The sequence below is a fragment of the Geobacillus sp. BK01 genome (assembly GCF_052220245.1).
Taxonomy (GTDB): Bacteria; Bacillota; Bacilli; order Bacillales; family Anoxybacillaceae; genus Geobacillus.
The window spans coordinates 141575-167107 of the sequence record NZ_JBQPTH010000005.1; the positions used below are offsets into that span (position 1 = coordinate 141575).

Here is a 25533-nt window from a genome sequence, read left to right on the forward strand (position 1 = left end):
TATGGTAGTGTGTGTGATGGAAGAAATTTGCCGAGACAACATGGGCGGCCGCGAAAATGAAAGCCGCCTGGCTGTGTGCGTTCAAACATTTGACGAGGAAAGGAGATTGTTATGAACGAAAAACAACGTTTGGAACAAACGGGACAAATTCAAACAGCCAGCCATCCAGCGGACAGAAAATCCGACTTGGATCGGCTGAAACAAAAAACGACGAAAGACTATGAGAAATATTTCACTACCGTGTTTCTTCCGCCCAACTTAAAAGAGGCGAAAAAGCGCGGCAAGGAAGAAGTGCAGTATGTGAAAGACTTTACGATTCCGGATGAGTTCCGGGGCATGGGGCGCGGGCGGAAGTTTTACATTCGCACGTACGGCTGCCAGATGAACGAGCATGACACGGAAGTGATGGCCGGCATTTTCATGGCGCTCGGCTATGAGCCGACCGACCGTCCGGAAGAGGCGAACGTCATTTTGCTCAACACGTGTGCGATCCGCGAAAATGCGGAAAACAAAGTGTTCGGCGAACTCGGCTACTTAAAGCCGCTCAAAACGACGAACCCGGATTTGCTGCTTGGCGTGTGCGGCTGTATGTCGCAAGAAGAAGCAGTCGTCAACAAAATTTTGAAGCAATACCAATATGTCGATATGATTTTCGGCACGCACAACATCCATCGCCTGCCGTATATTTTACATGAGGCGTATATGTCGAAAGAAATGGTCGTCGAGGTTTGGTCGAAAGAAGGCGACGTCGTCGAAAACTTGCCGAAAGCACGCAAAGGCCGCATTAAAGCGTGGGTCAACATCATGTACGGCTGCGACAAGTTTTGCACGTACTGCATCGTTCCGTATACGCGCGGCAAGGAGCGAAGCCGCCGTCCGGAAGACATCATCCAAGAAGTGCGCCAGCTCGCGGCCCAAGGCTACAAAGAAATTACGCTGCTCGGGCAAAACGTCAACGCCTACGGGAAAGACTTCGCCGATATCCAATACGGCCTTGGCGATTTAATGGACGAGCTGCGCAAAATCGATATTGCGCGCATCCGCTTTACGACAAGCCATCCGCGCGACTTTGACGACCGGCTCATCGAAGTGCTTGCCAAGCGCGGCAATTTAGTCGAACATATTCATTTGCCGGTGCAATCGGGCAGCACGGAAATTTTGAAAATGATGGGGCGGAAATATACACGCGAGGAGTATTTGGAACTCGTCCGCAAAATTAAAGCGGCCATTCCGGATGTCGCGTTGACGACCGACATTATCGTCGGCTTTCCGAACGAAACGGACGAGCAGTTTGAAGAAACGTTGTCGCTTTACCGTGAAGTCGAGTTTGATTCGGCGTATACGTTCATTTACTCGCCGCGTGAAGGCACCCCGGCGGCAAAAATGAATGACAACGTGCCGATGGACGTGAAAAAAGAGCGTCTTCAACGCCTAAACGCCCTCGTTCAAGAAATGGCGGCGAAAAAAATGAAGCAATACGAAGGGCAAATCGTCGAAGTGCTCGTTGAAGGTGAAAGCAAAACGAACCCGGATGTGTTGGCCGGCTATACGCGCAAAAACAAACTTGTCCACTTCGTCGGCCCGAAATCGCTCGTCGGCCAATTGGTCAACGTGCGCATTACGCAGGCGAAAACGTGGACACTGACGGGCGAATTAGTGAATGAAGCGATCGAGGTGAACTAAGATGGCAAAATATACGCGGGACGAGATTTTGGCGCAGGCAAAGCAACTGGCAAAAATGATCGCCGAAACGGAAGAGGTCGACTTTTTCAAGCGGGCGGAAGAAAAAATCCACCAAAACGAAAAAGTGAGCGCATTGATTAATGAATTAAAATCGCTGCAAAAACAAGCCGTAAACTTGCAGCATTACGGCAAACATGAAGCGCTGAAGCGCGTCGAGGCGAAAATTGACGCCATTTACGAACAGCTCGAACAAATTCCGATTGTCAGCGAGTTTCAACAATCGCAAACCGATGTCAACGACTTGCTTCAGCTCGTCGCCTCGACGATTTCCAATACGGTGACCGATGAAATTCTCGCTTCGACCGGCGGCGATGTGCTGCGCGGCGAAACGGGGGCCGCGCTTCGCTACAACAAGCATGGCGGCTGCCATTGACGCGTTTATGGCGCATGTTTGCCATGAACGAACAAAAAAGCGTCCTTTCGGGCGCTTTTTTTGTTCATGAGCCGAAGCCGATCCCTAGCCCGGGTGTCTCTGCGATGGAGCCTTTTCCTTGTTGGAAGGTGCCGTCCCGAAGAGAATTCCAAAGGCGCCGGGCCTTTTTTGACACATGCTGAATGTCTCCGTTAGACGATATGTTGTCTTTCCCTTGAAGACGGGCAGTTTTTTGGAGAAGCCTCCTCCTAAGGCGGCCGACAGATGGTGAAAAAGCAGGCACATTGAACGGAACGAGTGCATACAATGAACTATACGGAATAATGATTCATTTGCTGTGCACATTAGCGGAGATCACGCATAGGATGAAATGAAGATTCATTTGAGGAGGGTTCCGTTCGATGTCTGAATACAGAGAAATTATTACGAAAGCCGTTGTCGGCAAAGGCCGCAAATTTACGCAATCGACCCATACGGTGACGGCGCCGAACCGCCCGTCGAGCATTCTTGGCTGCTGGATTATCAACCACCGCTATGAAGCGAAAAAATGCGATAAAACGGTCGAAATTCACGGCCACTACGACATTAACGTCTGGTATTCATACAACAACAATACGAGAACAGAAGTCGTTACCGAAACCGTCTCGTATACGGACGTTGTGAAGTTAAAATATCGCGATAAAGACAATTTGATTAGCGATGACACCGACGTGATCGTCCGCGTCATCCAGCAGCCGAACTGCTTGGAATGCACCATTTCGCCGAACGGCAACAAAATCGTCGTCGATGTCGAGCGGGAGTTTGTCGCGGAAGTGATCGGCGAGACAAAAGTGTGTGTCGCCATCAACCCGGAAGGATGCGGCAAAGATGACGATTTTTGTGACGATGACGACCTTGATGAAGAATTGGAAGATTTAAGCCCGGATTTGTTGCTCGGTGAAGAAGAGTAAAACTAGGAAATTTCTTTCCTAGTTTTTTCTTTTGCCGCTTGTTATAATAGTAGCGCAATCAACGGCCGGCCGGCCGAAAAGGTTGGGGAGAAATGATGCCATCGTATACACCGATGATTCAACAATATTTGCATATTAAGGCGCAATATCCAGACGCGTTTTTGTTTTTCCGGCTTGGCGACTTTTACGAAATGTTTTTTGATGACGCCATAAAGGCGGCGCAAGAGTTGGAAATCACACTGACAAGCCGTGACGGAGGCGGCGATGAACGGGTGCCGATGTGCGGAGTGCCGTACCATTCGGCGCAAGGCTATATTGAACAGCTCGTGGAAAAAGGCTATAAAGTGGCGATTTGCGAACAAGTGGAAGATCCGAAAACGGCAAAAGGCGTCGTGCGCCGCGAAGTGGTTCAGCTGATCACCCCCGGGACGCTAATGGAGGGCAAAGGGCTCACCGAGAAAGAAAACCATTATTTAGCGACGTTGACGCCGTTTGCCGACGGTACATACGGATTGGCTTACGCCGATTTGTCGACCGGCGAAGTCCGGCTGACGCTCCTTTCTTCGTGGGAGGAGACAGTGAACGAACTGCATGCCATCGGGGCGCGGGAAGTCGTCATCGGCTCCGACAGCGCTGCCGAGTGGGTGCAACAGCTGAAAGAACGGTACGGAGCGGCCGTCTCATATGAAGACGAAACATCGCTGCGGGACGAATGGAGCAGCGTTGCCGGCCATGTGACGCAAGAAAAGCTGCGGGCGACCGTCGCCCGCTTGCTCCATTATCTCATCCGCACGCAAAAACGGCAGCTCGATCATCTGCAGGCGGCTGAGTTGTACCAAGTCGATCAGTATATGAAAATGGATCGGCATTCGAAGCTGCACTTAGAGTTAGTTGAAACGGTGCGGTCAAAAGGGAGGAAAGGCTCGCTTTTATGGCTGTTGGATGAAACGGTGACGGCGATGGGCGGCCGCCTCTTGAAGCAATGGCTTGACCGGCCGCTTATTGACCGGAGTGAAATTGAACGGCGCCTCGATTTTGTGGAAACGTTGAAAACGTCCTATTTTGAACGGCATGAGCTGCGCGATGGGCTGCGCGGCGTCTATGACATCGAGCGGCTCGTCGGCCGCGTCGCCTACGGCAACGCCAATGCCCGCGATCTTGTGCAGTTGAAGAAATCGCTCGCTCAAGTGCCGGCTCTCCGCCAGACGGTAAGCGGTTTGCCGCTTGCTGAAGCGGACAAGCTGTGCAGTCGCCTTGATCCGTGTGAAGAGCTCATCGGTTTGCTCGAGCGCGCCATTCAAGAGCAGCCGCCGCTTTCCGTCAAAGAAGGAAACATCATTAAAGACGGGTATGATGAGCGGCTTGACCGCTACCGCGATGCGAGCCGCAACGGCAAAGCGTGGATCGCCGAACTCGAGGCGAAAGAGCGGGAGGCAACCGGCATTAAATCGCTCAAAGTCGGTTATAATCGCGTATTCGGCTACTATATTGAAGTGACGAAGCCGAACCTTCCCCTCATCCCGGAAGGGCGCTACGAACGGAAACAGACGCTCGCCAACGCCGAGCGTTTCATTACAGCCGAGTTGAAAGAAAAAGAGACGCTTATCTTAGAAGCGGAAGAAAAAAGCATCGAGCTCGAGTACGAGCTGTTTGTCGCCATTCGCGAGCACGTGAAGCAATACATCCCACGCCTGCAGACGCTCGCCAAAGCCGTTGCCGAGCTCGATGTGCTTCAGTCGCTGGCGACGGTGAGCGACGAACGCCGCTACGTGCGCCCGCAGTTTTCCGCCGAGCGCGTCTTGTCCATCGAACGGGGGCGTCACCCGGTCGTGGAAAAAGTGCTTGGCGCGCAAACGTACGTGCCGAACGACTGCTATATGAATCGCGAGCGGGAAATGCTGCTCATCACCGGGCCGAATATGGCCGGGAAAAGCACATACATGCGGCAAGTGGCGCTCACCGCCATCATGGCGCAAATCGGTTGCTTCGTCCCGGCCGAGCGGGCGATATTGCCGATTTTTGATCAAGTGTTCACCCGCATCGGCGCTGCTGACGACCTGTCGGCAGGGCAAAGCACGTTTATGGTGGAAATGCTCGAAGCGCGTCGCGCCATCGCCCATGCAACGCAAAACAGCCTCATTTTATTCGATGAAATTGGGCGCGGCACATCGACGTACGACGGCATGGCGCTCGCTCAGGCGATGATTGAATACATCCACGATCATATCGGCGCGAAGACGTTGTTTAGCACGCATTATCATGAGCTGACCGCGTTGGAAAGCTCGCTCGAACGGCTATGCAACGTCCATGCCCGCGCCGTTGAAGAAAACGGAAAAGTCGTCTTTTTGCACCAAATCGCCGATGGCCCGGCCGATCGCAGTTACGGCATTCACGTCGCCGAGCTGGCCGGGCTGCCTGCGCCCCTCATTCGGCGCGCCCGGGACATTTTAGCTAAGCTCGAGCGACCGGCTGGAAACGGCGCCTCTGAACGCGGGCTTGAAGGGGAAGCCGGACGGGAGGATAACGCATTAACGGAAGAGGCTTTCGGGCGGCGGCAAAGCGGGTTGGAATCGGACGCAGGATCGTCCGCTGGCCGCGCTGCCGAGCGAAGCGTTGAGCGGGAAGCCGGGCGTAGGGCGGGCGCGGCATCGGCCGACGCTGTAAACGAAGCGGCCTTCGAACAATTGAGCATGTTTCCGGACTTAGTCCCGACGCCTGCGGAGTCGCACTTGTCCGGCAAAGAGAAAAAGGTACTGGCGGCGTTAAGGACGATCAATCTGCTTGAGATGACGCCGCTTGAGGCGTTAAACAAGCTATATGAACTGCAAAAATTGCTGAGGTAACGGAGGTGGGACGATGGGGCGCATCCGCAAGCTCGACGATCAGCTGGCAAACAAAATTGCCGCCGGCGAAGTTGTCGAACGGCCGGCTTCGGTCGTGAAAGAGCTCGTCGAAAACGCCATCGACGCCCATAGCACAGCCATTGACATTGAACTCGAGGAAGCCGGGATGGCGAAAATCCGCATCATCGACAACGGTGACGGAATGGAGGAAGACGATTGCCTTCTTGCGTTTGAACGGCATGCGACAAGCAAAATTCAAGATGAGCACGATTTGTTCCGCATTCGCACACTCGGCTTTCGCGGCGAGGCGCTGCCAAGCATCGCGTCCGTGTCGGAAGTCGAGTTGACGACCGGCACGGGCCGCGGATCGGGGACGAAGCTTGTGTTAAAAGGCGGCGCTCTCGTGTCCCGCGAGCGGGCAGCCGGACGTAAAGGAACCGACATCACGGTATCAAACTTATTTTTCAATACTCCGGCTAGGCTAAAATATATGAAAACGATCCATACCGAGCTCGGTCATGCGGCCGATGTCGTCAACCGGTTGGCGCTTGCTCATCCGGACGTGTCATTTCGGCTTCGCCATCATGGCAAAACGCTGCTGGCGACAAACGGCGGCGGCGATGTCCGGCATGTGCTCGCTGCCATTTACGGTATGGAAACGGCGAAACAAATGATTCCTATTGAAGCGGAGTCGCTTGACTTTGCCGTTCACGGCTATGTTTCGCTGCCTGAAGTGACGCGCGCTTCGCGCAATTATATATCGCTTATCGTCAACGGACGCTACGTGCGCAACATGCCGCTCATGAAGGCCATTGAGGCCGGCTATCATACATTGTTGCCGGTCGGCCGCTATCCGATTGTATTTCTAGCGATTGAAATGGATCCAGTGCTCGTCGATGTGAACGTGCACCCGGCGAAACTCGAAGTCCGTTTTAGCAAAGAAGCTGAGTTGCATGCGCTTATTACTGATGCGATCCGCCGCGCGTTCCGCGAGCGGACGCTCATCCCGTCTATCCCCGCCGACAGCAAGGCAGCCAAAGCGAAGGCGGAGCAAGCGGCTTGGACGTTTGCCCACCGCGTTCATGAACCGGCCGTCCAGCCCGACAAGGAGACGGAGAGAACCGGAAGTGTGACCGCGGCGGTGCCTCCGGCCAACCAACGGTGGGCCGCCCAGCCGCCCGCAGTCGGTCGGAATGATGCGCCCGCCGCCCAGAAAGAAGACGGGACGCCGGTAATTTCGGAAAGAGAGGCGGGCGATGCCAACAATTTGCCCGCTTCCAAATCGAAGTCAACTGATGAGGTGGGGGAAGCACCGACATCAACGCGTCTGCCGGCCGATGGAACAGAGAGGAAACGGGTGACCGATCGTCTTCCGCCGCTGTATCCGATCGGCCAGTTGCATGGCACTTATATTTTGGCCGAGAACGAAGACGGGCTGTATATGATCGATCAGCATGCAGCACAGGAGCGGATCAATTATGAATATTTCCGGGAAAAACTTGGGGACGTGACGAACGAAGTGCAAGAGCTGCTCGTTCCGCTCACATTTGAATATCCGGCCAACGAATACGAGCGAATCGCCGCCCGCCGTGACGAGCTCGCCCGCTGCGGTGTGTTTCTTGAGCCATTCGGTCCACGGACGTTTCTCGTTCGTTCCCACCCTGTGTGGTTTCCAAAAGGGAAAGAAAAAGAAATCATTGAAGAAATGATTGAATACGTGCTGGCGGCCAAAACGGTCGATATAAAGAAGCTGCGCGAGCAAGCCGCCATCGTCATGAGTTGCAAGCGCGCCATTAAAGCGAATCACCATTTGCGCACCGATGAATTGTTCGCCCTGTTAGAAACGCTGCGGCAAACGACCGATCCGTTTACATGCCCGCACGGCCGGCCGGTCATCGTTCATTTTTCAACATATGAAATTGAAAAACTGTTTAAACGGGTAATGTAAATGGCGCTCCCTGTTGTAACAAGGGAGCGTTTTTTTGTAATCGTTTTGTAATCTACTTTTATTCTTTCTGTTACAGACGCTCTGTTTGTATTTTACTATAATGGCTCATGTACAGGAATACATGGCGAATTTTGTAGAGTGATAGCGAAATTTACCTAAAGAAATAGAGGAATGTCAACTTGATGTCATAGGGGGATACAGCATGAAAAAAACACTGCTACTTACTGGAACATTGATTGGATCATTATTGGCCGGCCATGCCGCCTCGGCCGCGGGCTATACGGTGCAAAAAGGAGACACGCTTTGGAAGATTGCGAGGAAATATGATACGACAGTCGATCGGTTAAAGCAACAAAACGGTTTGTCTTCTGACCTCATTTTTCCAGGTCAAGTATTGCAAGTCAATGGACAAAGCGAAAGTAGGCAAGCCGTTTCCAATACATATACTATCCAGTCCGGCGATACGTTAAGCGGAATCGCCCGCAAGTTCGGGACGTCGGTCGAAGCGTTGCTCAAACTGAATCCAAGCATTGCGGACCCCGATTTCATCCGCGTTGGGCAAGCGATTCAAGTGGCGGGCGGAACGACAGACAAACGTACATATACAGTGCAGCCGGCGGCTGCGGCTGTCAACGGTCAGTACATTGTCCAAAAAGGAGACACACTATCGGGGATTGCAAAAAAATTCCAAATAAGTATTGACCGGTTATTGTCGCTCAATCCGCAAATTGCCAACCCGAACGTCATCCGCGTCGGACAAGCCATTAAAGTAGCCGGCGGAACGACCGACGTGCAGCAAGCCGAGCGGCAAGCATCCGTTGCCCAACCGGTTGTCGCCGAGTCTTCTGCTTCACTCGCGGATCGGATCATCGAGATCGGCGAAAAATATTTAGGGGCGAGATATTTATACGGGGCAAGCCCGTCGCGCACGGACGTCTTTGACTGCTCGTCGTTTACGATGCGCGTCTTTAGCGAAGCGGGCATTTCGCTGCCGCGTTCCTCGGCCGCGCAGGCGCAAGCCGGACGGGCGGTGTCGTTTAACCAACTGCAAAAAGGCGACCTTGTCTTTTTTGACACCGATTCAAACGGCACGATCAACCACGTCGGCATTTACGCCGGCAACGGACAAATGATCAACGCTACCGTTTCGCTCGGCGTTACGTATTCATCGCTTACGTCATCGTATTGGAAAACACGGTATGTGAAAGCGGTTCGGGTGCTCAACTAACATATGATCGGCTGCGGCGGAAGGCTGTCCGCACAAAGTCCGTTGACGGCTTTGGCGGGCGGCTTTTTTTGCATGTTTCTTTTGCAACGTTTTTGCCCGGCATGCTGGCAGAGAAGAACCGCTTTGTCCATCGTTTAGTACAGATCATCATAAGAAAGGGGCTGATCCAAAACGCACCTACGTTTCGGGTCAGCCCCTTTGATCACGATTGGACAGGTTGTTGCGCCTTTCGCGCCGCTTCCTGCTGGAATGAACGGATGAGGGAAAGAACGATCAAAATCATGATGATCGCAAACGGGAACGCAGCGATAATCGAAGCGGTTTGTAACGCCTCTAGGCCGCCGGTCCAAAGCAAAATGGCCGCTGCCGCTGATTGGACGATGCCCCAGACGAACTTGACGGAATTCGGCGGATTCAAGCTGCCGTTTGTCGTCTGCATGCCGAGCACGAACGTGGCTGAATCGGCCGATGTGACAAAAAACGTGCAAATCAGCAAAATGGCCAGCCCGGAAAGAAGCGAAGCGAGCGGAAAATGCTCAAAGGTGAAGAACAGAGCCGTCTCTATCCCTTTTTCATTCATGATCTCGCCGATGCCGGCATGCTGGAACTGTTCCAAATAGAGCGCCGATCCGCCGAAGACGGAAAACCAAAGGGCGCTGAAAATTGTGGGGACGGCCAGGACGCCGATCATAAATTCGCGAATCGTGCGCCCCCGGGAAATGCGGGCGATAAACGTCCCGACGAACGGTGCCCAAGCGATCCACCATGCCCAATAAAAGATCGTCCATACTTTCGGCCAATCATTTTGTTCAAACGGGTTAAGACGAAAACTCATAGAAGGCAAATTTTGTAAATATGTCCCGATTGTCGCTGTAAATACATCCATAATGAAATTCGTCGGGCCGGCAAACAGCATGAAAAACATGAGCAGAAACGCCAGCGCGATATTGATGTTGCTCAGCCATTTGATCCCTTTATTCAACCCGGTTTGCGCAGAAAGCATGAACAATACGGTGACAACGACAATCACGATCAATTGGGTTGAAAAGGTGTTTGGAATGGCCGGGAACAGATGCTGCAATCCCCCGCTGATTTGAATGGCCCCCAACCCTAACGAGGTGGCGACGCCAAAGACGGTTGCGTACACAGCCAATGTGTCAATGGCTGTCCCGAGGCCGCCTTCCGTTCGCGCGCCAAACAACGGGCGCAGCGTGCGGCTGATGACGCCGGCCTCCCGTTTGCGGAACTGAAAGTAAGCAAGCGCCAAGGCAAGAACCCCATAAATGGCCCATGGATGAAGCCCCCAATGGAAAAACGAATAGCGCATGGCTAAACGGGCGGCTTCCGCCGTCGCTCCTTCGCCGGTTGGCGGCGTATAATAGTGGGACAACGGTTCAGCTACTCCCCAAAACACTAACCCGATTCCCATCCCGGCGCTAAACAGCATGGCAAACCATGTCATATAGCTGTACTCCGGCTTCTCTCCATCGCGGCCGAGACGGATGTTCCCGTAACGGGAAAAAATCAAGAACAAGCAAAATGCCAAAAAAAGCGAAGCGCTGAGCAAATAAAACCAGCCGAACTTGTTGATGAGAAAGGCGTGGACAGCGCTGCTCACGTCATTTAAATTGTAGTGCGGCAGCCAAGTTTTCGGGATGATTCCCCAAATGACAAACAGCACGGCAATGGCGATCGAAATGTAAAAGACAGTTGTCGTTTTTTGCATCTCACTCCTCCTTCTTCGTTGCATAGTCCACTAATGGGCATCAGGTTAGCCGTTTTGGAACCATTTTTTATGGTAACAAAAGGTGGAAGCAAATACAAATGATCGACTTTTTGCGCATATAATTTTGTGCCATATGATTCTCTCGTGTAAAATAAAATATTCATAGATGATCCAAAAAAGGGAGGACAGTATATGAACAGCCGCCTGTCTGTTATGGTGAGCATCATCTTGGCGATGCTTGTGGCGTCGATGGACACGACGATCATGAACACGACGATGCCGATCATTGCCAAAGAGCTCGGGGATTTTTCTCTTTATGCGTGGACGTTTGCGTCGTACATGATTACGACGACCGTCCTGTCGCCGATCGCCGGCCGTTTGTCCGATCTATTCGGCCGCAAAAAAGTGTTCAGCTTCGGCATTCTATTATTTTTAATCGGTTCGCTTCTTTGCGGTTTGTCGCAAAACATGGTGCAGCTCGTCTTGTTCCGCGCCGTGCAAGGGGTGGGGGCCGGGTTTATGATGCCGTTTCCGGCCATTATCGCCGGCGATTTGTTTCCTGTGGAAAAACGCGGGAAAATTCAGGCGTTTTTTACGGCCATGTGGGGGCTTTCCGCCGTGTTGGCGCCGCTTTTAGGCTCGCTGTTTGTCGAGTATGCGACATGGCGCTGGATTTTTTATGTCAACATTCCGATTTGCTTGCTCTCCCTGTTGACGCTCCTTCCATATAAAGAAGTGTACGAGCCGAAGCGGGCGGCGGTCGATTATGCCGGGGCAACGCTGTTTGCGGCGGCGATTAGCCTGCTTTTGCTCGTCACGGTCGTCGAGCGGGGGCAATGGTGGTACGGCGCGGCCGGGGCGCTTTTGCTCATTGTTTTTTATTATTTTGAAAAACGGCAGCCATCCCCGCTTGTGCCGATGGCGCTTGTCCATCACCGGACGCTGAAGTGGATGAACATCAACGGGTTTGTCAGCTGTGTTGCCTTGTTTGGGACATCAAGCTATATTCCACTCTTTTTGCAAAATGTCGCCCACTTGTCCGTATTTGCAAGCGGCGTCGCTTTGCTCGGCTCATCGGTCGGCTGGATGATCGCCGCCGTGCCGGCCGGGAAATGGATTTTGCGCTATGGCTATCGCCCGCTGCTGATCATCGGCAACGTGCTGCTTGTGATCTCGGGATTGCTTCTAGCCTTGTTGAATGAAAGCCACGGATTTTGGTACGTCTTTTTCATCATGTTTGTTCAAGGGCTGTCGTTCGGCTTGACGTCAACGGTCGGTGTCATCGGCTCGCAGCAGCTCGCCGATGCTCATGAAAAGGGCATCGCGACATCTTTTTTTATGTTTTGCCGCAACATCGGCACGGCGATCGGCGTCACGGTCATGGGGGCGTTTTTGGCTGGAGCGCCGACATTTATGGCCGGCATTCACCACTTGTTTTTATTTGGCCTGGCCGGCAGCATCGTCGCTCTGATTACGTCGTTTTTTATCCGTGATGAGGCCGAGGCCAGGGGGAATTGGCAGCCGGAAGGGACGGCGTAACGGAATAACGGCCATGCGTGAGGTCGAAACATGTTAAACATTGGCGGCCATCATCCGATAATAAAAGTGGAGAGACATACTTGACGAACGGGGGATTAGCTGATGAAAATGACAGTGCGCAAAAAACTGCTGGCCGGCTTCGGCCTCGTCTACGTGTTGATCGCGCTGCTTGTCGGGTTCGCCTATTATGAAATTTCGGCGATTGATCGTACATACACAAGTGTGATTGACAACCGCATGCCGAAGCTTGTCAAGGCGAAAGAGTTGGAAGTGCTGATTCAACAAGAATCTAGCAATTTGCGCGGTTATTTGTTGACAGGCGATGAAGCATTAAAGGAGGACTTTGAAAAAGCGCATGAGCAGTATAAGCAAACGAGCGAACAGCTCATGGCGACGTTGACGCGGGAGGAGACGAAACGGCTGCTTGCTGAGCTCGACTCGCTCGAACAGCAGTACTATGCACTCGGGCTGAAAGAAATCGAATTAAAAGCGCAAAATCGAACGGACGAATATATGAATCTCGTCACGACAGACGGGCATGAGACGACAAAGCAGGTGGGCGAAGCAGTCGCTCAATTCGTCGCCTTGCAGCAGCAGGAAGTGGACAAAGCGAACAAAGATGCGACCGCATCGGCATCTGCAGTCCAACAGCTGATCATCATCGTCGGCGTGTTGGCGGTGGCGGCCGGAGCGGCTGTCAGCTATTTCATCAGCCGCTCGCTCTCCCGCCCGCTGCTTGTGCTGTCAGAAGCGGCGAAGCGGATCGCCGCCGGCGATTTGACGGAGACGAAAACCGGCGTCCGCAACCGCGACGAAATCGGCGAGTTGGCTGCTTCGTTTGAACAAATGGCGAAAAACTTGCGCGGCGTGCTGCATGAAGTGGCGCAAAATGCGGAACAGGTGGCCGCTTCCTCGGAAGAGCTGGCGGCGAGCGCCGAGCAGACGAGCAAAGCGACCGAGCAAATCGCAATGACGATCCAAGGTGTTGCCTCGAGCATGGATCAGCAAATGCAAAGTGTGGAAGAAACGTCCGCTACTGTCGATTCCATGTCTGAGAGAATCGAGCAAATTTCCGGACGGGCGCAAAACGTGGCCGCCATCGCTGCTGAAATGTCGAAACAAGCGGCGGACGGCGGGAAAACGATCGAAGCGAGCGTCGCGCAAATGAACAAAGTGAACGCGACAGTCGAACAGTTGGCCGAAGTGATTAAAGGGCTTGGCCGCCGTTCCGAGCAAATTGGTTCGATTATTGAGGCGATCCGCAATATTGCGGCACAGACGAATTTGCTTGCGTTAAACGCTGCCATTGAGGCGGCGCGCGCCGGCGAGCACGGGCGCGGCTTTGCCGTCGTTGCCGATGAGGTGCGCAAACTGGCCGAGCAGTCAGCGGAATCGGCGCAGCAAATCGCCGAGCTGATCGCCGCTATTCAAGAAGAAACGACCCATGCCGTCCAGTCGATGGAGTCGGTCGTCCATGAGGTAGTGAGCGGGACCGGCGTCATTCGCGATTCGGGTGAAACGTTTGCCCGCATTCGCGCCGCCGTCGACGAAGTTGCGGGCCAAATTCGCGGCGTATCATCGGCGGTCAGCGAAATGGCCGCTTCTTCGGAGCAAATCGTCCGCTCCGTCCGGCTTGTCGCCGATGCGGCCGAATCGACGTCCGCCGGCGCTCAGGAAGTGTCGGCGGCGACCGAAGAACAGTTGGCATCGATGGAGGAAATTTCGGCTTCGGCCGCATCGTTGTCGAAAATGGCGGACGATTTGCAGTCGATTGTCAGCAGGTTTTCATTGTGATGGCTATAGAGCCGGCTGCCGGCCCGTTTTCCGGCGGAAACGGCGCCGAATAAAACGATCATCACCATCCGATTCTCAGCAGTCAACCGTATTTTTCAGCGGAGTTTCCGCTATACGGAATACACGACACGTTAAAAGATCAGCGGGCGCCACGCCAATAAGTGACGAGCAGAAAAAGAGCGGAATAGGAAAAAAGACATGGCTGATGGTGGACGCCTTTTGCGGCGTTCACTTTTTTTGGCTGTTCGGCGCGGCAAAAGAAAAAACAGCAATTTTCGTGCTGTCATGTATAAAACGGCAGGCGGATGGCGAAAACGTATGAAAGAAATTGTTTCATGTATTGCCGTTTTTATGTATAATGGTGGTTGATACGAGTTCAGCAATAGAAAGCAGTGGCGCACCATGGCAGAAAAAGTCGTTGTTGTTGTCGGGCCGACAGCAGTCGGCAAAACGAAGCTCGGCATCGCATTGGCGAAAAAGCTGGGCGGAGAGATCATCAGCGGCGATTCGATGCAAATTTATAAAGGAATGGACATCGGCACCGCGAAAGTGAAGCCGAACGAAACGGATGGGATTCCGCACCATTTGCTTGACATTAAAGAGCCGTGCGAACCGTTTTCCGTCGTTGAATTTCAGCGGCTTTGCCGCGCCCTCATCGCCGACATTTCCGCGCGCGGCCGGCTGCCGATCATCGTCGGCGGCACCGGGCTGTACATTCAAGCGGCCATTTACGACTATCAGTTTTCCGATGCCCCTTCTGATGAAGCGTACCGCCGGGCGCTTCGACAGCTGGCGGCCGAACAGGGGACTGAGGCGCTTCATCGGCGGCTTGAGGAGGTCGACCCGGAAAGTGCGGCGCGCATTCACCCGCATAACGTCCGCCGCGTCATCCGCGCTTTAGAAGTGTATCATTGCACCGGGAAACCGTTCAGTGAGTGGCAACAGGGCCAGCAACGGCGGCTCTTGTACGAGGCGGTCATCATCGGGTTGACGGCAGAGCGAAGCGTGCTTTACCGGCGCATCAACGAACGGGTCGACCAAATGATTGCTGAAGGGCTGATTGATGAGGCGAGGGCGCTTTATGACCGCGGGTTTCGTGACTGCCAGGCGGTGCAGGCGATCGGCTACAAAGAGCTGTACGATTATTTTGACGGCCATGTCTCCTTGGAGGAAGCGGTCGAGCAGCTGAAGCAAAATTCGCGTCGCTATGCAAAACGGCAGCTGACATGGTTTCGCAACCAAATGCCGGTCGAATGGTTTGACATGACCGATCGTGAGATGTTCCCGGCAAGAGTGGAGGAGATTTTTCGTTACATAGCAGGAAAGTTTCAACTTGAAGCGAATATATAACCATATCTTTAGAGAGAAAAGAGGAGGACGTTCCATGAAATCGACGATCAACATTCAAGACCAGTTTTTAAACCAGCTGCGCAAAGAGAGCATCCAAGTCACTGTTTTCTTATTGAACGGCTTTCAGCTGCGCGGGTATATTAAAGGGTTTGACAATTTCACCGTGCTTTTGGAAGTGCAAGGGAAACAGCAGCTCATCTACAAGCATGCCATTTCAACGTTTGCGCCGGAGCGGAACATCCAGTTTGAAACCGAGCAGCAGTAATGCCGACGGTACATATGCTGCGCGAGAAAAGACGCCTTCTTGATGAGGCGTCTTTTTCGATGCCCGCCGGCCTGCGTCCTGCTCCCTTTCTGCTGTTTCGCCGGCTTGAACGGCTTTTTCAATTTGAATGCGTAAACGGTCGCTTTTTTGAATAAAAATATACAAACTTTTCCCGCTTTGACCGGCCGGTTGTTCGCTTGGGCGATTGTCACGGATCGGCGGCGGCGTACGTATACTAATAGCAAAAGCGCGAGGCGTCGACAGCCAATTCGGAACGCGTGCGAATGGCAGAAAACGGGAAGCGAGGTGACGCCCTTTGTCAGAATTGACGATGAACAAGGCGAAAGGGCAAATTAATATTGTGCTCAATTCCAAAACGGTCAACCATTTAGTAAAAGACGAGCGAAACGATTGGTTTGACGGCGAAGAGCATCAGGCGCTTCGCAACATCCAAAAAGAACTTGACCAGCTGATCGGGCTCGACCATGTGAAAAAGATCGTCAAGGAAGTGTACGCCTGGCTGTACATTAACCGGATGCGCAAAGAAAACGGCCTAAAAGTGAACCGCCAGGCGCTTCATATGATTTTTAAAGGCAACCCCGGCACGGGAAAAACGACGGTGGCGCGTTTGCTCGGCAAGTTGTTTTTTGAGATGAACGTGCTGTCGAAAGGGCATTTCATCGAGGCGGAGCGGGCCGACTTAGTTGGGGAATATATTGGGCATACGGCGAACAAAACGCGCGATTTAATCAAAAAAGCGCGCGGCGGCATTTTGTTTATCGATGAGGCGTATTCGCTCGCCCGCGGCGGAGAAAAAGACTTCGGCAAGGAGGCGATCGATACGCTCGTGAAAGGGATGGAAGACTATTGCGACGATTTGGTCGTCATTTTAGCCGGCTATCCGAAAGAAATGGACTATTTTTTGTCATTGAACCCTGGTTTGCCGTCGCGTTTCCCGCTGACGATTGAGTTTCCGGACTATACGGTCGAGGAGCTCGTGCAAATCGCCAAACAAATGCTGCGTGAGCGCGAATACGAAATGACGCCGGAGGCCGAGCGGAAACTATGCGTCCATCTCGAGGGGACGCTTGAGGCCGCCGGGCGCCTCAAATTCAGCAACGGCCGCTATGTGCGCAATTTGATTGAAAAGGCGATCCGTAAGCAGGCGGTCCGGCTTTTGCATGAAGGGCGCTATGACAAAAAGGAATTGATGACGATTCGCGACCGTGATTTCGTCTTCCATACGTAAAACGAAAAGGGGGTCCTTTTCGTTTTTTTTTGTGATGCAAAAAGAGGAATGCCGGCCAAAAGAGCGAATACATAAACAACAAGGGCATATGTACGAAATTATTTGAATTGTCCATCTAAAAGACGTGCCCGCCCTATGTCCATGTGGAAAAAGGGAGGACTGCCGCTTGTATATGACGATTGGGGAGATGTTGTCCCAAACCGTGCGAAAGTTTCCGAACCGAGAGGCGGTCGTCGAAGTGGCGACCGGGCGTCGCTATACGTATGCCGAATGGGAGCGGGAAGTCAACCGGTGGGCGAATGCGTTTCAGGAAGCCGGCGTGCGCAAAGGCGACCGCGTTTCCACCGTCTTGTACAACACGCTTGAACTGGCCACCGCCTTGTTCGCCTGCGCCAAAATCGGCGCCGTGTTCAATCCGATCAACTTTCGGCTGAAAGCGGAAGAAATCGCCTATATTTTAACGGACGCCGAGCCGAAAATCGTCTTGTTTGAGCGGGCGGTGGAGCGGGAGTTGGCCGCCATTCATGACCGCTTTCCGCACATCGCCTTTTGGTCGATTGACCGCGATCCGCCGCCGTTTGCCAAAAGCGCCCATGAACAGGCGGGGCGGGCTCGGGAGGAAGCACCGTCCGTTCAGGTGGAAGAAGATGATCTTTACGCCATTATGTACACAAGCGGTACGACCGGGCGTCCGAAAGGGGTCATGCACCGGCATCGCGACATGATCGAGCAAAGCGTCCTTTGCCATGGGGTGATGCGCATCCGCGAAACGGACCGCGGGCTGGCGGCGGCGCCTTTATTCCATTGCGCCGAGCTGCATTGCTGCCTGCTGCCGCGCGTGCACGCCGGGGCGGCGAGCATCATTTTGCACCATTTTGACGCCAAGCTTGTGCTTAAAACGATTGAGCGGGAGCGGATTACCGTTTTATTCGGTGCGCCGACAATGTGGAACATGATGCTTCAGGAAAATGTAAGCGGTTACGACTTGTCGTCGCTCCGCCTCGGCTTATATGGCGCCGCCCCGATGGCCCCGGCGCTTGTTAGGCAGTGCCAGGAGCGGCTTGGCATCGGGCTCGTGCAAGCGTACGGCATGACGGAAATGGGGCCGGCGGTGACGTTTTTGCTTGAGGATGAGCAGCTGAACAAAGCAGGCTCCGCCGGGCGCGCCTGCTTGAACCATGAAATTCGCGTCGTCCGCGCGCGTGAGGATGGTCCGTCCGACCCGGATGAGATGCTGCCGCCATATGAAGTCGGTGAGATCGTGATGCGCGGGCCGTGCATGATGGCTGGCTACTACAAGCGCGAGGAAGCGACGGAAAAAGCGTTGTACAAAGGCTGGTACCATTCCGGCGATCTCGGCTATCTTGACGAAGACGGCTATTTGTACGTCGCCGATCGGGTCGATGACATGGTGATCAGCGGCGGGGAAAACGTGTATCCACGCGAAGTGGAGGACGTGTTGTACGAACATCCGAAAGTGCTTGATGTCGCCGTGCTCGGCGAACCAGACGAGCTGTGGGGCGAAAAAGTGGTCGCGTTTGTCGTCAAAAAGGATATCAGCCTTACCGCCGATGAGCTCGAGCAGTTTTGCAAGACGAGCGACCGCCTCGCCCCTTATAAGCGGCCGCGCGCCTACTATTTCATTGACGCCTTGCCGCGCAACGCGAGCGGCAAAATCCAAAAGTTTTTGCTGCGCGAACAGCTGAAAAAACGGGCGGCGGACGGAACGGAGAAAATGCGATCGAACAGAAAAGAGGGATGAACGGTGGCAGCCCGCTATTTGCGCGAGGAGCACCATATTTTCCGCGACGCATTCCGCAAGTTTTTAGAGAAAGAAGCGTATCCGTACTACAACGAATGGGAGCAGCGCGGCATCATTCCGCGGTCATTTTGGGCGAAAATGGGCGAAAACGGCTTTCTTTGTCCGTGGGTGGATGAAACGTATGGGGGATTTGGCGCCGATTTTGCTTACTCAGTCGTCATCAATGAGGAACTGGAAAAGGTTGGTTCAAGTCTTGTCGGCATCGGCTTGCACAACGACATTGTTGTGCCGTACATTGCGGCATACGGCACCGAAGAACAAAAACAAAAATGGCTGCCGAAATGCGTCAGCGGCGAACTCATTACGGCAATCGCCATGACCGAGCCGGGCGCCGGATCGGATTTGGCGAACATTTCCACGACGGCCATCAAAGACGGCGATGATTACATCGTCAACGGGCAAAAAACGTTCATCACGAACGGCATTCATGCCGATTTGATCATCGTCGCCTGCAAAACCGACCCGCAGGCGAACCCCCCGCACCGCGGCATCAGCCTGCTTGTCGTCGAACGCGATACGCCGGGGTTCACACGCGGCCGGAAGCTTGACAAAGTCGGGCTGCACGCCCAAGATACCGCCGAGCTGTTTTTCCAAGAGGCAAAAGTGCCGGCATCTAACTTGCTCGGCGAGGAAGGAAAAGGATTTTATTATTTGATGGAAAAACTTCAGCAGGAGCGGTTGGTCGTCGCTATCGCTGCGCAAACGGCAGCGGAAGTGATGTTCTCGTTGACCAAACAATATGTGAAACAGCGGTCCGCATTCGGCCGGCGGGTGAGCGAGTTTCAAACCGTCCAGTTCCGTCTCGCCGAAATGGCGACTGACATCGCCCTCGGGCGTACGTTTGTCGACCGCGTCATCGAGGAGCACATGGCGGGAAAACAAATCGTCGCAGAAGTGTCGATGGCGAAATGGTGGATCACGGAGATGGCGAAGCGCGTCGCGGCCGAATCCATGCAGCTGCACGGCGGCTACGGCTATATGGAAGAATACGAGATTGCCCGGCGCTATCGCGACATTCCGGTGAGCGCCATTTACGCCGGGACGAACGAGATGATGAAAACGATCATCGCCCGGCAGCTAGACTTGTAGAAAGAGGGGCGTTTCATGCTGAATCGCATCGTTGTGCTTGACTTTTCCCATTACTTGCCCGGCCCGTTTGCGAGCTGGCGCCTCGCCCAGCTCGGGGCCGAGGTGATCAAAATCGAGCCGCCATCCGGCGATCGGCTGCGCCCGTTCGCCGAGGGCCGGCTGTTTGCCGCGTACAACGCCGGCAAGAAAAGCGTCGCCTTGGACTTAAAGACGGACGAGGGGCGCGAGCAAGCCCGGCGGCTTGCCGCCCGCGCCGACGTGTTGATTGAAAGCTTCCGACCCGGGGTGATGGCGCGGCTTGGGCTCGGCTATGACGATGTGCGCCGTGACAATGAAAGGATCATTTACTGTTCGATCAGCGGCTTTGGCCAACGGAGCGGGCGCTCGTTGCTCGGCAGCCATGATTTGAACTACATGGCGCTTTCCGGCTTGTTGGCGCAGCTCGCTGATGACAGCGGCCGCCCAGTTCACCCGAACGTGACGCTCGCCGATTTTATCGGCGGCATGGCGGCGGCCGAACGCATTTTGGCGGCCTTGTTTGCCCGTGAGAAAACGGGAGCCGGCGCACATTTGGACGTCTCGCTTGTCGATGGCCTGGCGGCGATGATGGCCGGCCATTTCGCCATTGAGCACGGCGGCGGACCGAAAAACGGTTTGGCCGAGCTTTCCGGTGAGGTGGTGTGCTACCAGCTGTATGAGACAAAAGACGGCCGCTATATGAGTTTGGCAGCGCTCGAGCCGCACTTTTGGCGGCAATTTTGCGAAGCGGTCAGCCGTCCGGAATGGATCGGGGCGCAATGGGCGCCGGCACGGCCGGGGGAAGCGGTATATGACGGGCTTGTCGCCTTGTTCCGCGAAAAGACATTGGACGAGTGGCGCGCGTTCGCCGAAACGGTCGATGCCTGTCTCGCCCCGGTGCTCGAAACAAGAGAGGCGAAGGAATGGTTTGCTGATCATCGGCTTCGCCATCTCGTCCGGCTGCGGCCGGATGGCGCCTGGACGGCGGCGCATGGATCGGATGGCCGATGGGAGGACGGCGCAGCCGTCCCGAACACGAATGAACACGCCTACTTATTAAGGGAGGGGGAATGAACGATGATGAAAACACCGTTAAACATTTCGATGATGCTCGAGCGGGCGGAGCTGTTTTTCCCGGCGAAACAAGTCGTCTCGCGCATGAAAGGGGGCATTGTCCGCCATACATACAAGGAGATCGGCGAGCGAACGCGGCGGTTGTCAAGCGTGTTAAAACGGCTTGGCGTCGAGGTCGGCGACCGCGTCGGCACGTTCGCGTGGAACCATCACCGCCATTTGGAAGCGTATTTTGCCATTCCCGGCATCGGGGCGGTGCTTCATACGATCAACATTCGCCTTTCGGCGCAGCATATCGCCTACATCATCAACCATGCCGATGACCGCGTCCTGCTGATTGACGACGATTTGCTCCCGGCGATCGAGGCGGTCAAAGACGAGATCTCGAACGTGCGCGCCTTTATTATCATGACTGATAAGGATGAGCTGCCGGAAACGACGCTTTCGCCGGTGTACCATTACGAAAAGCTGCTCGCGGATGGCGATCCTTCCTTTCCATTTTTAAAAGACCTCGATGAATACCGACCGGCCGGTATGTGCTATACGTCGGCGACAACAGGTGCTCCGAAAGGGGTCGTCTATACGCACCGAAGCACCGTCCTGCACGCGATGGCGCTCGGGTTGGCTGACACGCAAGGGCTGTGCGAGCGCGATGTCATCATGCCGGTCGTGCCGATGTTCCATGTCAACGCCTGGGGACTGCCGTTTGCCGCCACGTGGTTCGGCTCGACGATCGTCATGCCGGGGCCGGCGTTTACGCCGACAGTGCTTGCCGAGCTCATTGATGCTGAGCGGGTGACGATCACGGCCGGCGTGCCGACGATTTGGCTTGGACTCTTGCAAGAATTGGAGAAAGGAACCTACGATGTCAGCAGCTTAACGCGTGTCATTTGCGGCGGGTCGGCCGCACCGAAAGGGGTCATCCGGACGTTCGAAGAAAAGTACGGCATTCCGTTTATTCACGCATACGGGATGACGGAAACGAGCCCGTTGGTGCTCGTCTCGCGTCCGAAAAGCTATCAAGACGGACTGTCATACGAGGAGAAGCTCGACATTCGCGCCAAACAAGGGCTGCTGGCGCCGGGTCTTGAAATGAAAGTGATCGGCCAAAACGGCCCGGTCCGCTGGGACGGGAAGGAAATGGGTGAGCTTTGCCTGCGCGGGCCGTGGATTGCCGCCGAATATTACAACGATGAGCGGACGAAAGACTCGTTCCGCGACGGCTGGCTCCATACCGGCGATGTCGTCACCGTCGACGAAGAAGGGTTTGTGAAAATCGTCGACCGGACGAAAGATGTCATTAAAAGCGGCGGAGAATGGATTTCGTCGGTTGATTTGGAAAACGCCCTTATGGCGCACGAGGCGGTGTTTGAAGCGGCGGTCGTCGCCGTGCCGCATCCGAAATGGCAAGAGCGGCCGATTGCCTGCGTCGTGCTGAAAGAAGGGAAAAATGTCACAAAAGAAGAGCTGTACGACTTTTTGCGTCCGCAGTTCACGAAATGGTGGCTGCCGGATGACATTGTATTTCTTGATGAAATTCCGAAAACGAGCGTCGGCAAATTTTTAAAGCGGAAGCTGCGCGATGAGCTGGCGGCGCGCTATGCCGATGCGGCGACGGAGTAAAGGAGGCGAACAACGTGGCAGACACTATTGCGGTCATCGGCGCCGGCGTGATGGGAAGCGGCATCGCGCAAACGGCGGCGATGGCGGAAAAAACGGTGTACTTATATGACGTGTCCGAAACGGCTTTGCAAAACGGGCTCGCTTCGGCGGAAAAAAGTTTGCGCCGCTTTGTCAAAGCCGGCGAGCTGTCCGAGCCGGAGGCAGCGTCGGCGCTTGGGCGCATCCGCCCGACCATCGATTTGGCTGAAGCGGTGCGCGGGGCGGACGTCGTCATTGAAGCCGTGCCGGAAAACTTGGCGCTGAAAAAAGACGTGTTTCAAAGACTTGATGAGCTGGCCGGGCCGAACGCCATTTTGGCGACCAACACATCGGAGTTGAGCGTCACGGCGCTCGCTGCCGCGACCAGGCGGCCGGAGAGAGTGATCGACATGCATTGGTTCAATCCGGCCCCGGTGATGAAACTGATTGAGATTGTCAAAGGCGAGACGACCTCTGATGAAACGGTTGACGCCATCCGCCGCCTGTCCGCGGAGCTTGGCAAAGAAACGGTGGTGGTCAAGGATCGGCAAGGATTTGTGACGACAAGGGCGATCGCCGCTCATATGATCGAATGCATCCGCATGTACGAAGAAGGAGTGGCCTCAGCGGAAGACATCGATAAAGCGGTGCGCCTCGGGCTCAATTACCCGATGGGGCCGCTTGAACTCGCCGACATGGTTGGGCTCGATACGCTTTTGTTTGTGAGCGAAAATATGACGGAAGCGTACGGCGGCCGGTTCCGCGCACCGCAGCTTTTGCGCAAGCTCGTTGAGGCCGGTCATTTAGGCCGGAAGACGGGAAAAGGGTTTTATGCGTATTCAACATGACAAGAAGCACAATAGGCTGGGCCGTCGGAGCGGGAACATGCCGATCCGGCGGCGTCCGCTGTCTGCCGGCACCTTTGCGCGAAACAGTGCGGCCTGCACCAAAGAAAGGCGCAGGGATGACCAAAATGACAAGGGGGAACAAGCATGGTGCGTGAAGCGGTCATTGTGGAGGCGGTCAGAACGCCGGTCGGCAAGCGAAACGGCGTCTTCCGCGATGTTCATCCGGTGCATCTCGCCGCGGTCGTGCTCGATGAAGTCGTACGCCGGGCGGGCATTGAAAAGCGGATGGTCGAAGACATCGTCATGGGCTGCGTGACGCCGATCGCCGAACAAGGATACAACATCGGCCGGCTCGCGGCGCTCGAGGCCGGATTCCCGATCGAAGTGCCGGCCGTGCAAATCAACCGGATGTGCGGCTCGGGCCAGCAGGCGATTCATTTCGCCGCCCAGGAAATCCGCTCCGGCGATATGGATGCCGCGATCGCCGCCGGAGTCGAAAGCATGACGAAAGTGCCCATTTTAAGCGATGGCAACGAACGGACGATTCCACCGTCGCTTCATGAAAAATATGAGTTCATCCACCAAGGCGTCTCGGCCGAGCGAATCGCCAAAAAATACGGCCTGACGCGCGAGGAGCTCGACGCCTACGCGTACGAAAGCCATCAGCGCGCCTTGGCGGCTTTGCGCGAAGGGAAGTTTCGCGCGGAAATCGTTCCGGTCAAAGGGCTGGACCGCGACGGCCGTGAGATTCTCGTCGCCGATGACGAAGGGCCGCGGGCCGATACGTCGCCAGAAGCGCTCGCCGCACTGAAACCGGTTTTCCAAGAAGATGGCGTCATCACTGCCGGCAATGCGAGCCAAATGAGCGACGGGGCGGCAGCCGTGCTGTTGATGGAACGGGAGGCGGCGCAACGGTTCGGACTCACGCCGAAAGCGCGCATCGTCGCGCAAACGGTCGTCGGTTCCGACCCGACGTATATGCTCGATGGCGTCATTCCGGCGACACGGCAAGTGTTGAAAAAAGCGGGCCTCACGATCGACGACATCGACCTCATTGAAATCAATGAAGCGTTTGCCCCGGTCGTGCTCGCCTGGCAAAAGGAAATCGGCGCTCCGCTTGCGAAAGTGAATGTCAACGGCGGCGCCATTGCGCTTGGCCATCCGCTCGGCGCAACCGGCGTCAAGCTGATGACATCGCTCGTCCATGAACTGAAGCGGCGCGGCGGCCGCTACGGGCTGCTCACGATTTGCATCGGCCACGGCATGGCGACAGCCACGATCATTGAGCGGGGATAAGGAGTGAGAATGATTGGGGGGGAAGCGTTCGACAGCAGGGCGGCCGTCAAGCCGCCCCGCATTTTTTTCGTAAAACGATAGGACGGAGCGGGAGTGCCTGTGATAAGATGAAAGAAAAGCAAGGGAAAGGGGAAACGCAGTGCAAAAAGAAAGACCTTTTTACACATATCAGGACATTGAACGTTGGGAAGGAAATTGGGAACTGATCGAAGGGGTTCCGTATTTATTGGCCTCTCCATCGTTTGAGCATCAGTATGTGGTCGGGCAACTGCACCTTGCGTTGGCTTCGTATTTTCAGGCACGTGGCTGTCATGTCATTCTTGGTCCGTTTGATGTTCAGCTTGATCCTGAGGAGCCGGAACGGATGGCAAAAACGGTTGTTCAGCCAGATTTATCAGTTGTTTGCCGGGTTGAGCAAATGAGGAATCGGCGAATGAAAGGGGCTCCCGATCTTGTTGTGGAAGTGCTGTCGCCAAGCACCGCCCTGCGTGATCGAAATCAGAAATATTATTTATATGAGAAATATGGCGTGCATGAGTATTGGATTGTAGATCCCATCAATCGGACGATCGAAGTGTTCAGTTGGCAAGATGGGAGATTTCAACAGCGGGCGGTTTTCGGACCAAGCGATGAGCTTGTTTCGTTTTGGCAGCCTGATTTGACGGTTTCGCTCGCCCCTGTGTTTCCTCCTGAAGAAAGCAACGTCTAGCTGTTGGAAAACAGTCTTGTTTGGCCGT

Annotated in this window: 20 protein-coding genes; 19 read left to right on the forward strand and 1 reads right to left on the reverse strand. The window is 54.6% G+C overall.

Annotation, left to right across the window (positions count from 1 at the left end; all coding sequences use genetic code 11):
- Positions 1-111 precede the first annotated feature (111 nt).
- From miaB to ACTVDO_RS07790, 6 genes are all read left to right on the forward strand, one after another.
- Positions 112-1683: a tRNA (N6-isopentenyl adenosine(37)-C2)-methylthiotransferase MiaB gene (gene miaB / locus ACTVDO_RS07765; protein ID WP_442901299.1), complete on the forward strand. Its 1572-nt coding sequence runs from the start codon at positions 112-114 to the stop codon at positions 1681-1683.
- Between the two features lies 1 nt (position 1684).
- Positions 1685-2116: a RicAFT regulatory complex protein RicA family protein gene (locus ACTVDO_RS07770; RefSeq protein WP_020959428.1), complete on the forward strand. Its 432-nt coding sequence runs from the start codon at positions 1685-1687 to the stop codon at positions 2114-2116.
- Positions 2117-2517: 401 nt separating this feature from the next.
- Complete coding sequence (locus ACTVDO_RS07775; RefSeq protein ID WP_020959429.1) at positions 2518-3066, forward strand: outer spore coat protein CotE; 549 nt, start codon at positions 2518-2520, stop codon at positions 3064-3066.
- A gap of 95 nt (positions 3067-3161) precedes the next feature.
- Positions 3162-5909, forward strand: a complete 2748-nt coding sequence (mutS, locus tag ACTVDO_RS07780) for a DNA mismatch repair protein MutS (protein ID WP_041267879.1) — start codon at positions 3162-3164, stop codon at positions 5907-5909.
- A gap of 13 nt (positions 5910-5922) precedes the next feature.
- Positions 5923-7857: a DNA mismatch repair endonuclease MutL gene (mutL, locus tag ACTVDO_RS07785; RefSeq protein ID WP_020959431.1), complete on the forward strand. Its 1935-nt coding sequence runs from the start codon at positions 5923-5925 to the stop codon at positions 7855-7857.
- 202 nt (positions 7858-8059) lie between these two features.
- Positions 8060-9085: a C40 family peptidase gene (locus ACTVDO_RS07790; protein ID WP_020959432.1), complete on the forward strand. Its 1026-nt coding sequence runs from the start codon at positions 8060-8062 to the stop codon at positions 9083-9085.
- A gap of 202 nt (positions 9086-9287) precedes the next feature.
- On the opposite strand, the gene ACTVDO_RS07795 is transcribed toward ACTVDO_RS07790, so the two are convergent.
- Positions 9288-10811, reverse strand: coding sequence for a glycine betaine uptake BCCT transporter (locus tag ACTVDO_RS07795; RefSeq protein WP_020959433.1), 1524 nt, complete (start codon positions 10809-10811; stop codon positions 9288-9290).
- Between the two features lie 192 nt (positions 10812-11003).
- Between ACTVDO_RS07795 and ACTVDO_RS07800 the strand changes: the two genes are divergently transcribed.
- From ACTVDO_RS07800 to ACTVDO_RS07860, 13 genes are all read left to right on the forward strand, one after another.
- Entirely contained in the window at positions 11004-12350 is a 1347-nt protein-coding gene (locus ACTVDO_RS07800; RefSeq protein WP_020959434.1) for an MDR family MFS transporter, read from the forward strand.
- Positions 12351-12452: 102 nt separating this feature from the next.
- Positions 12453-14144 carry a methyl-accepting chemotaxis protein gene (locus ACTVDO_RS07805; protein WP_442901300.1) on the forward strand — a complete coding sequence of 564 codons (1692 nt, stop codon included), beginning with the start codon at positions 12453-12455 and terminating at the stop codon, positions 14142-14144.
- A gap of 198 nt (positions 14145-14342) precedes the next feature.
- A complete protein-coding gene (locus ACTVDO_RS07810; protein WP_158413363.1) occupies positions 14343-14513 on the forward strand; it encodes a hypothetical protein in 171 nt (56 codons plus the stop codon).
- A 33-nt stretch (positions 14514-14546) separates the two neighbouring features.
- Positions 14547-15494 (forward strand): tRNA (adenosine(37)-N6)-dimethylallyltransferase MiaA, encoded by a 948-nt coding sequence (miaA, locus tag ACTVDO_RS07815; protein ID WP_020959437.1) that lies wholly within the window; start codon positions 14547-14549, stop codon positions 15492-15494.
- Positions 15495-15528: 34 nt separating this feature from the next.
- Positions 15529-15759 (forward strand): RNA chaperone Hfq, encoded by a 231-nt coding sequence (hfq, locus tag ACTVDO_RS07820; protein WP_020959438.1) that lies wholly within the window; start codon positions 15529-15531, stop codon positions 15757-15759.
- A gap of 316 nt (positions 15760-16075) precedes the next feature.
- Positions 16076-17008, forward strand: a complete 933-nt coding sequence (spoVK, locus tag ACTVDO_RS07825; protein WP_020959440.1) for a stage V sporulation protein K — start codon at positions 16076-16078, stop codon at positions 17006-17008.
- A 166-nt stretch (positions 17009-17174) separates the two neighbouring features.
- Positions 17175-18770, forward strand: coding sequence for a fatty acid--CoA ligase (locus tag ACTVDO_RS07830; protein ID WP_020959441.1), 1596 nt, complete (start codon positions 17175-17177; stop codon positions 18768-18770).
- A gap of 3 nt (positions 18771-18773) precedes the next feature.
- Positions 18774-19919, forward strand: a complete 1146-nt coding sequence (locus tag ACTVDO_RS07835) for an acyl-CoA dehydrogenase family protein (RefSeq protein WP_442901301.1) — start codon at positions 18774-18776, stop codon at positions 19917-19919.
- 15 nt (positions 19920-19934) lie between these two features.
- Positions 19935-21011 carry a CaiB/BaiF CoA transferase family protein gene (locus ACTVDO_RS07840; RefSeq protein ID WP_442901302.1) on the forward strand — a complete coding sequence of 359 codons (1077 nt, stop codon included), beginning with the start codon at positions 19935-19937 and terminating at the stop codon, positions 21009-21011.
- Between the two features lie 3 nt (positions 21012-21014).
- On the forward strand, positions 21015-22634 hold the full coding sequence (locus ACTVDO_RS07845; protein WP_020959444.1) for a long-chain fatty acid--CoA ligase: 1620 nt from the start codon (positions 21015-21017) through the stop codon (positions 22632-22634).
- Between the two features lie 14 nt (positions 22635-22648).
- Positions 22649-23500 (forward strand): 3-hydroxyacyl-CoA dehydrogenase family protein, encoded by an 852-nt coding sequence (locus tag ACTVDO_RS07850; protein ID WP_442901303.1) that lies wholly within the window; start codon positions 22649-22651, stop codon positions 23498-23500.
- 144 nt (positions 23501-23644) lie between these two features.
- Complete coding sequence (locus tag ACTVDO_RS07855; protein ID WP_442901304.1) at positions 23645-24796, forward strand: thiolase family protein; 1152 nt, start codon at positions 23645-23647, stop codon at positions 24794-24796.
- A 139-nt stretch (positions 24797-24935) separates the two neighbouring features.
- Positions 24936-25505 carry a Uma2 family endonuclease gene (locus tag ACTVDO_RS07860; RefSeq protein WP_020959447.1) on the forward strand — a complete coding sequence of 190 codons (570 nt, stop codon included), beginning with the start codon at positions 24936-24938 and terminating at the stop codon, positions 25503-25505.
- Positions 25506-25533 lie beyond the last annotated feature (28 nt).